Annotated in this window: 12 protein-coding genes and 1 riboswitch; of the genes, 8 read left to right on the forward strand and 4 right to left on the reverse strand. The window is 69.9% G+C overall.

Annotated elements, in window-relative coordinates:
• Positions 1–61: 61 nt before the first annotated feature.
• The gene (locus ACYVIP_RS18075; RefSeq protein WP_460398201.1) at positions 62–1,552 is read right to left on the reverse strand and encodes a dolichyl-phosphate-mannose--protein mannosyltransferase; all 1,491 of its coding nucleotides are present in this window, start codon (positions 1,550–1,552) and stop codon (positions 62–64) included.
• Between the two features lie 182 nt (positions 1,553–1,734).
• Here ACYVIP_RS18075 and rsmI point away from each other — a divergent pair, with 182 nt between their 5' ends.
• The 3 genes from rsmI (at position 1,735) to ACYVIP_RS18090 (ending at position 4,181) form a co-directional block, all read left to right on the forward strand.
• A complete protein-coding gene (rsmI, locus tag ACYVIP_RS18080) occupies positions 1,735–2,562 on the forward strand; it encodes a 16S rRNA (cytidine(1402)-2'-O)-methyltransferase (RefSeq protein WP_460397682.1) in 828 nt (275 codons plus the stop codon).
• A gap of 55 nt (positions 2,563–2,617) precedes the next feature.
• On the forward strand, positions 2,618–3,598 hold the full coding sequence (locus ACYVIP_RS18085) for an aldo/keto reductase (protein WP_460397684.1): 981 nt from the start codon (positions 2,618–2,620) through the stop codon (positions 3,596–3,598).
• Positions 3,599–3,869: 271 nt separating this feature from the next.
• The gene (locus ACYVIP_RS18090; protein ID WP_460397686.1) at positions 3,870–4,181 is read left to right on the forward strand and encodes a hypothetical protein; all 312 of its coding nucleotides are present in this window, start codon (positions 3,870–3,872) and stop codon (positions 4,179–4,181) included.
• Here the strand turns inward: ACYVIP_RS18090 and ACYVIP_RS18095 are convergent, their stop codons facing one another.
• From ACYVIP_RS18095 to ACYVIP_RS18105, 3 genes are all read right to left on the reverse strand, one after another.
• Entirely contained in the window at positions 4,182–4,949 is a 768-nt protein-coding gene (locus tag ACYVIP_RS18095) for an ABC transporter permease (protein WP_460397688.1), read from the reverse strand.
• Positions 4,939–5,925: an ATP-binding cassette domain-containing protein gene (locus ACYVIP_RS18100; protein ID WP_460397690.1), complete on the reverse strand. Its 987-nt coding sequence runs from the start codon at positions 5,923–5,925 to the stop codon at positions 4,939–4,941. The genes ACYVIP_RS18095 and ACYVIP_RS18100 overlap by 11 nt, the downstream gene beginning before the upstream one ends.
• 76 nt (positions 5,926–6,001) lie before the next feature.
• A complete protein-coding gene (locus tag ACYVIP_RS18105) occupies positions 6,002–6,607 on the reverse strand; it encodes a PadR family transcriptional regulator (RefSeq protein WP_460397692.1) in 606 nt (201 codons plus the stop codon).
• 65 nt (positions 6,608–6,672) lie between these two features.
• On the opposite strand from ACYVIP_RS18105, the gene metG reads away from it, so the two are divergent.
• From metG to ACYVIP_RS18130, 5 genes are all read left to right on the forward strand, one after another.
• Entirely contained in the window at positions 6,673–8,469 is a 1,797-nt protein-coding gene (metG, locus tag ACYVIP_RS18110; protein ID WP_460397694.1) for a methionine--tRNA ligase, read from the forward strand.
• Positions 8,470–8,602: 133 nt separating this feature from the next.
• The gene (locus ACYVIP_RS18115; RefSeq protein WP_460397696.1) at positions 8,603–9,412 is read left to right on the forward strand and encodes a TatD family hydrolase; all 810 of its coding nucleotides are present in this window, start codon (positions 8,603–8,605) and stop codon (positions 9,410–9,412) included.
• A 193-nt stretch (positions 9,413–9,605) separates the two neighbouring features.
• Positions 9,606–11,165, forward strand: a complete 1,560-nt coding sequence (locus ACYVIP_RS18120; RefSeq protein WP_460397698.1) for a transglycosylase family protein — start codon at positions 9,606–9,608, stop codon at positions 11,163–11,165.
• Between the two features lie 30 nt (positions 11,166–11,195).
• Complete coding sequence (gene rsmA, locus ACYVIP_RS18125; RefSeq protein WP_460397700.1) at positions 11,196–12,059, forward strand: 16S rRNA (adenine(1518)-N(6)/adenine(1519)-N(6))-dimethyltransferase RsmA; 864 nt, start codon at positions 11,196–11,198, stop codon at positions 12,057–12,059.
• Positions 12,060–12,153: 94 nt separating this feature from the next.
• A riboswitch (SAM riboswitch) is annotated at positions 12,154–12,243 on the forward strand.
• Between the two features lie 196 nt (positions 12,244–12,439).
• Positions 12,440–13,441 (forward strand): methionine ABC transporter ATP-binding protein, encoded by a 1,002-nt coding sequence (locus tag ACYVIP_RS18130; RefSeq protein WP_460398203.1) that lies wholly within the window; start codon positions 12,440–12,442, stop codon positions 13,439–13,441.
• Positions 13,442–13,487: the final 46 nt, after the last annotated feature.

Raw genomic sequence — 13,487 nt, forward strand, 5'->3', positions numbered from 1 at the left:
CTTTCAGAGGTCAATCAGGGAGAATTCCGCGGGTTTTCCGCGCGCGTGGCCGGGCGGCGGGTCAGCGCCAGGAGGGTAGCCAGAGTTCGGCCTGCCAATGGCCCTCGGTGATCGAGTCGGCGTTCAGGATGGGCCACAGCCACACGAAGTTGGCCACCACCAGACCGACGTAGAGGGCCATGACGAGCAGACCGGTGCTCCGGCGTTCCTGGCCATCGTGTGCACCGCCCAGGATCTGGCCCAGGATCAGCACCAGGCCGAGTACCAGGAACGCGGCCAGCGGGGTCGCGTAGAAGTAGTACATCTGGCGGTCGAGGTTGGCGAACCAGGGGAGCAGGCCGGCGAGGTAGGCCACCACCACGGCGGCGTAGCGCCAGTCGAGCCGGCCGATCATGCGCCACAGGCCCCAGGCCAGCATCGGCAACGACAGCCACCACATGGCCGGGGTGCCGACGAGCATGGTCGCGCTGACGCAGCGGTCCTCGCCGCAGCCGACGGTGCCGCCGTCGTAGTGGTAGAGCATCGGGCGTAGGCCCATGGGCCAGGTCCAGGGCTTGGACTCCCACGGGTGTTGGTCCTTGACCGGCGTGGTCAGCGTCTCGTGGAAGTTCAGCACGTTGCCGGAGTACTGCCACAGCGAGCGCAGCGCGGTCGGGATCACGTCGTACCAGCCCTGGTGGGCGGCGGCGTCCGCGAGATGCCGGTCGACCCCGGTCTCGCTCGCGAACCATCCCCACCAAGTCGACAAATAGACAAGTATCGGTACGAGCAGCAGCCCCCACAGCGCCGGCGCCAGGTCGCGGACCACCGTGCCCGACCATGGCCTGGCCACCCCGGCCGCACGCCGCGCGGTCGCGTCCCAGATCACCACCATCAGCCCGAACGCGGCGATGAAGAAAATGCCCGACCACTTGGCCCCGCAGGCCAACCCGAGCGACACCCCGCCGGCGAACCGCCACCACCGGAACCCGAGCCGGGGGCCGTAGCGGGACTCGTCGGCCCAGCCCTCGCGCACCGCGGTGGCCAGGCGCGCGCGCACCTGGTCGCGGTCGAGCAGCAGACAGCCGAACGCCAGCAGAACGAAGAACGCCAGGTAGATGTCGAGCATCCCCATGCGGCTCTGCACGTGGGACAGCCCGTCGCAGATGAGCAGGATGCCGGCGATGGCGCCGAGCAGGGTCGAGCGGGTGAGCCGCCGGGCGATCCGCACGATCAGCAGGATCATCAGCGCGCCGGCCAGCGCCGCGGTGAACCGCCAGCCCCAGCTGTTGTAGCCGAAGAGCCACTCGCCGACGGCGATCAGCTGTTTGCCCAGTGGCGGGTGGACGGTCAGCTCGTAGGCCGGGTTGTCCTCGTAGCCGCCGTTGCGCAGGACCTCCCACGCCTGGGGCGCGTAGTGCTTCTCGTCGAAGACCGGGGCGCCCTTGTCGGTCGGGTAGCCCAGGTTCTGCAGCCGGATGAACCCGCCGACCAGCGCGAGGAAGCCGGCGACCAGCCAGCCACGCAGGCGGTCGGCCGGCAGCGGTTTGCCGATCAGCTGGAGTTCGGCCAGGTCGGCTTCCGATTGCGGGCGCCCGCCCGTCGAGGTCGGAGACTCCGTCGGTCGGGTGGCCTCGTCCGGGGCGAGAACACTCACGGCGACTGATCGTAGGCGTCGCGCTGTGCGGTTCGTGTCGGGATCAGGTGTGGACGGTCCGGCCAGGCGTTCCGCGTCGCCGGTGACAGGATGGGCGCATGTTGATCCTGGCGGCCACCCCACTCGGCGACTCGCGGGACGCGTCGCCGAAGTTGGTCGAGGCGCTGGGTAGCGCGGACGTGATCGCCGCCGAGGACACCCGGCGGCTGCGTTCGCTTGCCAGCGCGCTCGGGGCCACCCCGACCGGGCGGGTGGTCAGCTTCTACGACGCGGTGGAGACCGCGCGGCTGTCGGGTCTGGTCGGCGCGGTGGCCCAGGGCCAGACGGTGTTGTTGGTGACCGACGCCGGCATGCCGAGCGTGTCCGATCCCGGGTTCCGACTGGTGGCCGCCTGTGTGGCGGCCGACCTGAAGGTGACCTGTCTGCCCGGCCCGTCGGCGGTGACCACGGCCCTGGCGTTGTCGGGACTGCCCTGTGAGCGGTTCTGCTTCGAGGGCTTCGCGCCGCGCAAGGACGGCGAGCGCAGACGGTTCTTCGGCGCGCTGGCCGCCGAGCCGCGCACCGCGGTGTTCTTCGAGTCGCCACACCGGATCGCCGCGACATTGGCCACCGCGGCCGAGGTGCTCGGTGGTGATCGGCGCGCGGCGGTGTGCCGGGAGCTGACCAAGCCCTACGAGGAGGTCCGCCGAGGGGGCCTCGCGGAGCTGGCCGAGTGGGCGGCCGAGGGGGTGCGCGGCGAGATCACGGTCGTCCTCGCCGGGGCGCAACCCGTGGTGGCGGACCTGGACGTCCTGGTGGCGCAGGTGTCGGCGCTGGTCGATGGGGGTACGCGACTCAAGGACGCCGCCGGAGAGGTGGCCTCGGTGGCCGGTGTCAGCCGCAAGCAGCTCTACGACAAGGTGCTCGAGGTCCGCCGGGACGGTTGACCTGGTCCGCGCTCCAGGGTGTTGCCTTTGCGGACAGGCGAACACGGGAGGAACGATGGACAGGCGCACGCTGGGTGGGCTGGACGTGTCCGCGCTCGGACTGGGCTGCATGGGGATGTCCAAGGTGTACGGGCCGAGTGACGACGACGAGTCGGTCCGGGTCATCCACCGGGCGATCGAGCTCGGGGTGACCTTTCTGGACACCGCCGACGTCTATGGCGTCGGGCATAACGAGGAACTGGTCGGGAGGGCGATCCGGGATCGCCGGGACGAGGTCGAACTGGCCACGAAGTTCGGTATTCGGGAGGTCGTCGGCGGCGGCGAGGTGCGGGTCGACGGGAGCCCGGAGTACGTCCATGCGGCAGTCGACCGATCGCTGGCCCGGCTCGGGGTGGACGTGATCGACCTCTACTACCTGCATCGACGTGACCCGGACGTGCCGATCGAGGACACCGTCGGCGCCATGGGTGAGTTGGTGGCGGCGGGCAAGGTGCGTCATCTCGGGTTGTCCGAGGTGAGCGCGGACACGCTGCGCAGGGCGCACGCGACGCATCCGATCGCGGCGTTGCAGTCGGAGTACTCGCTGTTCAACCGTGGGGTGGAGGCGGACGTCGGGCCGGCCTGCGCGGAGTTGGGGGTCGGGTTGGTGCCCTATTCGCCGGTCGGGCGCGGGCTGCTCACCGGCAGGTCGGAGGTGCTGCGGAACCTGCCGGCCGGTGACTTCCGGAGCGGGCTGCCGCAGTTCCAGGGCGAGAACCTGACGCGGAACCTGGTGTTGGCCGAACGCGTGCAGGAGGTGGCCACGGCACTGGGGGTGACGCCGGTGCAGGTGGCGTTGGCGTGGTTGCTGGCGCGGGGTGAGCACGTGGCGCCGATCCCGGGGACCAAGCGGATCGGGTACCTGGAGGAGAACGCCGGCGCGCTCGGGGTCCCGTTGTCGGCCGAGCGGCTGGCCGAGATCGACGCGGCGGTGCCGAAGGATGCCGTGGCCGGTGACCGGTACACCCCGGCGGGGATGGCCGCGGTCAACCGCTGACGGTGCTGTCCCGGTCTGACCGCGCACCTTCCGTTCGGTCCGGTGTTGGCCTCATCGGGGACCGGTCCCTGGTGAGGTCAATACGTTCGGTGTCATGCGGAAATCTCCTTGGTTGCGAGTGCTGGTCGCCGTCGTGATGTCCGTGCTTGTCGTGGGGTGCGGGGCAGCGGGTCCGGGGTCGTCTGCTCCGGACACCGCGGCCGCTGTCAGTTCGTCGGCGGCCGAGGAGAGTGCGTCGGTGCAAGCGCACCAGGACCTCTGTAGAGCGACGTTGCTGTTCAATATGGCGCTCGGCTTCGATATGTCGTTCTCCGAGATCGACAAGGCCGGCGAGACCGCGGCGGCCCGGGACCAGGTGTCCACGATCGTCGCCAACGTCCTCCAGAGTGGCGTCGGCTTCCAACCGGTGGCACCCGCGGAACTGGCCGACGAGGTGGTGACCATCCTCGGTGCCGCCAACCAGGTCGCGGAGAAGCTGATTGCCGGTGCGCCCATCGCGGAGGCCAAGGCACTGCTCTACAAACCAGAGGTGAGTACGGCCAGGGAGACCGTCCGGAATTACGCGTCCCAACAGAACTGCTGATCAGGCGTTCTCGCGCTGGAAGGTTCTTGCGCCCCACCACACCGCCAGGGCGGTCATGCCCACGAGGACCATGGTGCCGGTCAATAAGGCGTCCACTGTGTACTCGCCGCGGAAGGACGCTCGTTCGGCGTCCATCACGTGGGCGAACGGGTTGAGCCTGGACAGCACGTAGAGCCAGTCCGGGGCCAGGTTGGTGGTGATCGGGACCAGGATGCCGGTCAGCAACAGCAGCGGGGTCGAGATGCTGGTCAGCACCGCCGGGAAGGTCTCCTCACTGCGCAGGGTCAGTGCGATCGCGTAGGAGCTGGCCGACAGGGTGACCCCCACCAACGCGACCATCACCAGGCACAGCGCCATGCCGCCGATCGGCGCGCGCATGCCGAAGACCAGCGCGGCCAGCAGGAGCAACAGCAACGCCTGGACCATGAGCTGCACCGTGTCGTGGAGCACCCGACCCAGCAGCAGCGACATGCGCTTCACCGGGGTGACGCGCAGGCGTTCGAGCACACCGGTGGTCAGGTCGGCCAGCAGCGAGAAACCGGCGAACAGGCTGCCGAACAGTCCCAACTGCACCAGCAGGCCCGGGGTGAGGATCTGCCACGCGTCGCCGGGCGGGAAGCCCGGCGTGCTCGACACGATGCGTTCCATCAGCGGGCCGAACAGCACCAGGTACAGCACCGGCTGCGTGATGCCGATGATCACCCACGCCGGGTTGCGTAACGACACCGCCATGTGTCGCCGGAACACCAGCCAGATCTCACGCGCCACTGGGCACCGCCAGCGGCTCCGGAGTGGACTCGGCGTCCCGCAGGGTGCGGCCGGTGAGGGTAAGGAAGACGTCGTTCAACGACGGTCGGTGCACCTGGATCGATCTCAGGTGGATGCGGTCGGTGTCCATGGCGCGCAACAGTTCTGGCATCGCGGTGTCTCCTCGGGGGATGCGGAAGCGGATGGTGTTCTCGGCGGTGGTCACCTCGTGTGCGCCGGGCAGCCGGGCGGCGATCTCGGCCGCCCTCGGCACCGACTCGGTGGGCACCTCGACCGAGACGCCGTCGCCGGAGACCCGGGACTTCAGCTCGTCCGGGGTGCCGGTGGCGACGATCGTGCCGTTGTCGATGACCAGGACGCGGTCGCACAGGGCGTCGGCCTCGTCGAGGTAGTGGGTGGTCAGGAACACCGTGACGCCGTGTTCGGCGCGCAGGGTGCGGATGTGGTCCCACAGGTTGGCTCTGCTCTGCGGGTCGAGACCGGTGGTCGGTTCGTCCAGGAAGACCAGGCCGGGCGAGTGGATCAGGCCCAGGGCGATGTCCAGGCGGCGTTTCTGGCCGCCCGACAGGGTCCGCACCAGCCGGCGCTCCAGGCCGGCGATGTCGAGCTGCGCGGCGAGCGTGGCGCCGCGCCGGATCGCGTCGGCCTTGGACAGACCGTAGAACCGGCCCTGGATCTCGATCTCGTCGATGACCCGGCACTCGTAGGACGAGCCGCCGCCCTGCGCGACGTAGCCGATCTTGCGGCGCACGCCGAGCGGGTCGGTGAGCAGATCGCAACCGCCGACGGTGGCCCGGCCGGCGGTGGGGCGTAACAGTGTGGTGAGCATGCGCAGTGTCGTGGTCTTCCCGGCGCCGTTCGGGCCGAGGAAGCCGACCAACTCGCCCGCGGCCACGTCGATGTCGACTCCCTGTACGGCGTCCACCGCGCGGCCTCTCGACCGGAACGTCCTGGCGAGCCCTCGTGCCTTGATCATGTCTTTGGTCCCCTTGGTAGTCAAATTTGACTAGTAGGGCAAGGATGCCGAAGGAGGGGAGATTAGTCAAGCTTGACTAGTTGGCCGATGCCGGGGAACCGAACTCGGTCCCCTCGTCGTCGGCCATCACGTACGCACCCTCGGCGAGCCGGGCCAGCAGGCCCTCCAACCAGCTCGCGAGCGCCTCCGCGTTGATCGCCCACAGGCGGTACAGCTCGATCACGTGCGGCGGCTGCCCCCAGTCGGCGGCGTCCTCGATCATGTTCCGCGCCGAGGTCTCGTGCCCGCGTACCAGCGTGATCCGGTGCCGCAGCAGGCTGATCGCCCTGGACCTGGTCAGCGTCGGCAGGAAGGTCACCGCGGCCGCGAGCCGGTAGCCGCTCTGCGGGGACTCGTCGTTGTCGGTCAGGCTCTTGGACAGCAGCAGCTGGAACTCGGTCTCGCCGTCGTCGGTCAGCTGGTAGGCCGTGCGGTCGGGCCCGCGCGCCTCCTCGCCGTCGGCCGCGACCTCCTCGAGCAGGTTCTCCGCCGCCATCTTCTTCAGCGCGTGGTAGATCGAGCCGGGTGCCACGTTGGCCCACTTGTCCGCCGACCAGCTCAGCAGCTCCCGCCGGACCTGGTACCCGTGTGCCCGGCCGTACATCCGCACGACCCCGAGTACCAGCAGTCGCGTGGCCGACACGAGCCCTCCTGAGATGTGCTAACCCGTTCGATCCCGACGGGTTCCTCTCCGTAGGCTAAGCCGACATGAGCATCCCCGTGTTGACTGCGGTGGCCTGGCCCTATGCCAACGGCCCCCGCCACATCGGTCATGTGTCCGGCATCGGCGTCCCCTCGGACGTGTTCTCCCGGTACATGCGGATGGCGGGCAACCGGGTGCTGATGGTGTCGGGCAGCGACGAGCACGGCACGCCGATCCTGGTGCAGGCCGACAAGGAGGGCCTGACGCCGCAGCAGACCGCGGACAAGTACCACCGGGTCATCGCCGAGGACCTGCGTGGACTCGGCGTCACCTATGACCTCTACACCCGCACCACGACCGGCAACCACTACGAGGTCGTGCAGCAGATATTCCTCGCGCTGCACCGCAACGGCTACATCCAGCCGAGGACGACCACCGGCGCGGTCAGCCCGTCGACCGGGCGCACGCTGCCGGACCGCTACATCGAGGGCACCTGCCCGATCTGCGGCTACGACGGCGCCCGCGGCGACCAGTGCGACAACTGCGGCAACCAGCTCGACGCCGCCGACCTGATCAGGCCGAAGTCGCGGATCAACGGCGAGGTGCCGAAGTTCGTCGAGACCGAGCACCTGTTCCTCGACCTGCCGGCGTTCACCCAGACCCTCGGCAAGTGGCTGTCCACCAAGACCGACTGGCGGCCCAACGTCCTCAACTTCACCCGCAACCTGGTCGACGACATGCGGCCCCGGCCGATCACCCGTGACCTGGACTGGGGCGTGCCGATCCCGCTCGACGGCTGGCGCGACCAGCCGCTCAAACGGTTCTACGTCTGGTTCGACGCGGTCATCGGCTACTTCTCCGCCAGCGTCGAGTGGGCCCGCCGGTCGGGCGACAAGGACGCCTGGCAGCAGTGGTGGCACGCGCCGGACGCGCAGGCCGTGTACTTCATGGGCAAGGACAACATCACCTTCCACGCCCAGATCTGGCCCGCGTTGCTGCTCGGCCACAACGGTGCGGGCGACCACGGCGGCGAGCCCGGCCGCTACGGCACGCTGAACCTGCCGACGGAGATCGCCTCCAGCGAGTTCCTCAAGATGAGCGGCGCGAAGTTCTCCACCTCCCGGGGCACGGTGATCTACCTCGGCGACTTCCTGCGCGAGTTCGGCCCGGACACCCTGCGGTACTTCATCTCCGCCGCCGGTCCGGAGACCCAGGACGCCGACTTCACCTGGGACGAGTTCGTCCGCCGGATCAACTTCGAGCTGGCCAACGAGTGGGGCAACCTGGTCAACCGCGCGGTGTCCATGGCGCACAAGAACGTCGGCGCGGTGCCGAGGCCGGACACGCCGACCGCCGAGGACGAGGCGCTCAAGCGGCTGGCCAGGGAGGCGTTCGGCACGGTCGGCGAGCACCTGTCGCGGTCGCGGTTCCGCGCCGGGGTCACCGAGGCGATGCGGGTGGTCGGCGCGGCGAACAAGTACCTGTCCGACCAGGAGCCGTGGAAGAAGAAGGACGACCCCGCGCGCCGGGACACGATCCTGCACACGGCACTGCAGGTGGTCCAGGACGCGAACACGCTGCTGACGCCGTTCCTGCCGCACAGCGCGCAGAAGGTGCACGAGGCGCTCGGTGCGTCGGGCACCTGGGCGTCCCAGCCCGACCTGGTGGACGTCGACGACCTGGACGTCGCCGGCAAGGTCAATCCGATCCTGACCGGCGACTACGCCGCCGAACAGGCCCGCTGGGAGTCCACCCCGATCGAGGTCGGCCGCCCCCTGGACAAACCAACCCCCCTGTTCACCAAACTCGACCCGAAACTCGGCGAGACCGGCCCCGACTGGGCCCCGATCGAACAGGCCTGACCGGCCCCGCGGCAGAAACGCAGCGAAGGGTCCCTTCACTGCATTGGATGCAGCGAAGGGACCCTTCGCTGCGGTCGACTCCGGGGAGGCGGGAGTGGTGGAGGCGGGGGTGCCGGTGCCGGAGAGGTTGCCGGTGCCGATTGTGGATGCGCACACGCATCTGGACGCGTGTGGCGCCAAGGACGCGGCCGACGTCTCGGCGATGCTCGACCGGGCGGCCAGTGCCGGCGTGGCGCGGGTGGTGACCGTGGCCGACGACCTCGCCGCCGCCAGGTGGGCCGCTGAGGCGGCGAGCTGGGACGAGCGGGTGTTCGCCGCCGTCGCGGTGCATCCGACGCGCACCGCGGCGTTCTCGGACGCCGAGCGGGCCGTGCTCGAGGAGCTGGCCGGCAGGCCCCGCGTGGTGGCCGTCGGCGAGACCGGCCTGGACTACTACTGGGACTACTCGCCCCCGGCGGCTCAGCAGGAGGCGTTCCGCTGGCACATCGACCTGGCCAAGCGGGTCGGCAAGCCGCTGATGATCCACGACCGGGACGCGCACGAGGACGTCTGGCGGGTGCTCGAGGAGGAGGGACCGCCGGAGACGGTGGTGTTCCACTGCTTCTCCGGCGACCTGGAGTTCGCCCGGCGCTGTGTCGATCGCGGGTACGTGCTGTCGTTGGCCGGAACCGTGACATTTCGCAATGCGCGGGCGCTTCGTGAGGCGGCGGTTCAGATTCCCACTTACCAGTTGTTGGTGGAGACCGACGCGCCCTTCCTCACCCCCCATCCCTTCCGCGGCCGGCGAGGGGAGCCCTACTGCGCCGCGTACACCCTGCGGGACCTTGCGCAGCTCAGAGGTGCGGACGTGGCCGAACTCGGCGCGGCGGTGGCCGCGAACGCCGCGCGGGTCTTCCGCCTGCCGGACGCTACGCCGCGTGAGTCGGGTGAACGCGAGGCGTGAGCATTGGTATGAACAGGCGTCCAGGGCTACTCCATTCGTGAAGTGACCAGGCTCACGTCGCTCCACGAAGTGTTTGCGCAACCTGCCAGTCGCCGTTACTGTCCCGTGACCGTAGCCGGGACGAGGCGGTCCCGGAGAGACCGAGAGCGGTTGTCGGGCTCTCCCACGGCCATTCTCTGGAGGTAACGACCCTGTGAGCGGATACAGATCCGGCGGTTTTGACGGTTCCGGTGGCGGTTTCGCCGACACCGACTGGTTCACCCCCGTCGAGGCGCCCTCCGCAACCGCGACCGCGGTCCTGGACGAGGACTTCCGCGCCTGGCGCTCGGAGTTCCCGGACTTCTACCAGCAGGGCAGCTCCACCTACGGCCAGCTGCCCGAGGCCGAGCTCGACGCCTACAGCGGCTCGCTGGCCATCACCCCGGACGACGTGCGGGTCGCCCTCGGCCCCCAGGCAGACGAGCTCATGGCCGTCGCCAACGTCGACGTCGACGAGCTCATCCGGCTGATCAACGCCGAGACCACCGTGCTGCCCGTCATCCCGGACGACCTGTCCGAGATGCCAGGCATGCCGAGGGTGCGCCGGCTGCCGGACACCGAGACCGAGGACGAGGACCGCGGCCTCGCCACCGGCATCAAGCGGTGGAAGAAGACCGTTCTCAAGGCTTCGCTGGCCTCGATCCTGGTCTCGATGATCGGCGGCAGCGCCGCGGCCATCGCGATGAACAAGTCGGTCACCGTCGACATCGACGGCAAGTCCCACGAGGTCAGCACCTACGCCTCCACCGTCGGCGAGGTGCTGGAGGACGAGGGCCTCGACGTCGGCAAGCACGACGCGCTGTCCCCCTCGCCCGCCGCGGGCATCAACGACGGCGGCACGATCGTCCTCCAGCGCGGCCGCCAGCTGCAGCTGACGATCGACGGCGAGCAGCGCGACGTCTGGGTCCGCGCGACGACCGTCGAGGACGCCCTCAAGGCGGCCAACGTCACCGTCGACGGTGCGTGGATGTCCCACGAGATGAACAGCTCGGTCCCGCTGAGCGGCATGTCGATGGAGATCAAGACCGTCAAGAACATCACCCTCTTCGACGGCGGCAACGCGCCCAAGGCGATGCAGACCCACGCGGTCACCGTCGACGAGCTGCTCGGGTCGCTGAAGCTCGAGCTCGGCAAGGAAGACACCATCACCCCCGGCGGCGACCTCAAGGTCACCGACGGCGCCGAGGTGCGGATCACCCGCAACGGCGTCACCGTGGTCAACAAGACCGAGAAGGTCGCCCCGCCGGTGCAGGAGGTCGAGGACCCCAACGCCGACGAGGGCACCGAGGTCGTGCTCGACCCGGGCGCGGCGGGCGAGCGGATCGTCACCTACCGGATCACGATCAAGAACGGTACGGAGATCGACCGCGAGGAGATCGGCGCCAAGGTCACCAAGAAGCCGAAGCCGAAGATCGTCCGGATCGGCACCAAGGAGCCCCCGGTCCCGGTGATCTCCGACGGCGAGGTCTGGGACGCGCTCGCGCAGTGTGAGTCCACCGGCAACTGGGCGGCCAACACCGGCAACGGCTACTACGGCGGCCTGCAGTTCAGCCCCGGCACCTGGGACGCCAACGGCGGCGAGCAGTACGCCCCCGACGCCCACCAGGCCACCCGTGAGCAGCAGATCGCGATCGCCACCAAGGTGCGCGACGGCGCGGGCGGCAGCTACGGCGCCTGGCCGCACTGTTCTGGCGAGCTCGGCCTGCCCAGGTAGGCGATCAGGGGCGGGCACTAGGCTCGCCTGGTGGTGCGCGGCGGAACGGACAGCAGCTTGTTGCTCGGGCCGGCCGACGTGCGCCGTCTCGCCGACGAACTCGACATCCGGCCGACCAAGCGGCTCGGCCAGAACTTCGTCCACGACCCCAACACGGTCCGGCGCATCGTGCGTGCCGCCGACCTGGCCGAGGACGACGTGGTCATCGAGGTCGGTCCGGGCCTCGGATCGCTCACCCTCGCCCTGCTGCCGGCCTGTGCCACGGTGCTCGCGGTCGAGATCGACCCGGTTCTGGCCGGGAAGCTCCCCGAGACCGTCGGTGAACGCGCGCCCGCCCTGCGTGACCGGCTGCGGGTGATCGAGGACGACGCCGTGCGGGTCACCGCCGAGCGCCTCGGCGCCGCGCCGACCGCGCTGGTGGCCAACCTGCCGTACAACGTCTCGGTACCGGTAGTGCTACACCTGCTCAACGAACTGCCTGGCCTGGCCAAGGCGCTGGTCATGGTCCAGTCCGAGGTGGCCGACCGGATGGTCGCCGGGCCGGGATCGCGCACCTACGGCGTGCCGAGCGTCAAGATCGCCTGGTACGCGCACGCCCGCCGGGTGGCCACGGTGCCGCGCGCGGTCTTCTGGCCGGTGCCCAACGTCGACTCCGCGCTGGTCCTGCTGACCCGCCGGGAGTCGCCGATTGGGCAGCGGACCAGGGTGTTCTCCCTGGTGGACGCGGCCTTCGCACAGCGGCGTAAGACCCTGCGGGCCGCGCTGGCCGGCTGGGCGGGGTCCGCGCGGGCAGCGGGGGAGTTACTCGAGTTGGCCGGCATCGACCCGACGACCAGGGGCGAGCAACTCGCCGTCGCCGACTTCGCGCGGCTGGCCGGTGTCGCGGGCGGCTGACCTTATTCCGGATCGAGCGCCGGTGTGACGCTCACCGGATCCACCGGATGGACGTTGCGATCTTCACCCGTCGTCAGGTTGACTGAGTGCGGTTAATCCATCCCGAGCGGCTGAGAGACCTGGCTCCGAGACGCCGCAGCAACCACTCATCGCGAGCAGGTGCTACCGCCAGGAACGATGGAGGAGTGAGAGCGATGGTCATGCTCACTACCAGGCGGGTCATCGACCAGTGCCGGCGCACGGTCACGGGCTGTCGTCCTATGTGCTCAACAAGCTGATTCTCGAGCCCATACCGACTTTCTGACACCCCTTACTCACCCAGTTGAACTGGGTTTACCGGCATGCGAGTTCGTTCGCTCGCGCCTGGACTGGAGCGCACTGTGATCACCCTGGAGAACCTCAGCAAATCCTTCCGAAGTACTTCCGGCTCGGTCGTGGCCCTCGACGACGTCACCCTCGACGTCCCGGACGGCGTCATCGTCGGCGTGGTCGGCCCGACCGGTGCCGGCAAGTCGACCCTCGCGCGGGTGCTGTCGCTGCGTGAGCGTCCGGACAGTGGGGTGTTCCGCCTCGACGGGCGCAACACCGGCATGTTGGACGAGCGCAGCCTGCGGGTGGCCCGTTCCCGGATCGGCGTGGTGCCGCCGAGGGACTCGCTGCTCGGCCAGCGCACGGCCGCCGGCAACATCGCGGTGCCGCTGGAGCAGGCCGGCATGGACGGTCCGCTGCGCCGGGAGCGGGTCGGCAAGGTGCTCGACCTGATCGGCCTCACCGACCGCGCCGCCACCTACCCCGCCCAGCTCACGCCCGGTCAACGGCAGCGGGTGGCGGTGGCCAGGGCGCTGGTCGGCGACCCGGCCGTGGTGCTCGCCGACGACCCGACCGCCGACCTGGACGACGCCGGGGTCGCCGGCGTGCTCGCCGTGCTCGACCGGGCGCGGGCAGAGCTCGGCGCGACGGTGCTGGTCGCCACCCAGGACACCAGCGTGGTGCGGCGCATCGCCGACGACGTGGCCGTGCTCGACCACGGCCGGCTGCTGGAGAGCGGGCGGCTGCTCGACCTGGTCGGCGACCAGGAAAGCCTGGTCGCGCAGGCCGTGCTGCCGGCCATCGACGGCCAGGTGCCCGGCGGGTACGCCGGTGTCGCGGACGTCGTGCTGATCGGGTTCGCCGCGGTCGGCTCGCTGCTGCCGGAGGCCACCAGCCGGTTCGGCACCGACATCTCGGTGGTCGGCGGCGGGGTGACCAAGATCGGCGAGACGCCGGTCGCGCGGTTCCGCCTCGGGCTGCACGGTCACCTCGCCGACGCCGCGCTCGGCTGGCTCGCCGAGCGCGGGGCCGCGGTGCACCACCAGTCGTCGCGGGCGCTACAGGTCGCCTGACTCGTGACGGACCCTCCTTGGCCGGGACGCGGGAGCCGTAGGCTGG

This window comes from Actinophytocola sediminis, assembly GCF_054779715.1.

Excerpts from the sequence above, each read along its gene's own strand:
- ACYVIP_RS18085 (WP_460397684.1), top strand. The coding sequence starts at position 2,618 with ATGGACAGGCGCACGCTGGGTGGGCTGGACGTGTCCGCGCTCGGACTG.
- rsmI (WP_460397682.1), top strand. The coding sequence starts at position 1,735 with ATGTTGATCCTGGCGGCCACCCCACTCGGCGACTCGCGGGACGCGTCG.
- metG (WP_460397694.1), top strand. The coding sequence starts at position 6,673 with ATGAGCATCCCCGTGTTGACTGCGGTGGCCTGGCCCTATGCCAACGGC.
- ACYVIP_RS18100 (WP_460397690.1), bottom strand. The coding sequence starts at position 5,925 with ATGATCAAGGCACGAGGGCTCGCCAGGACGTTCCGGTCGAGAGGCCGC.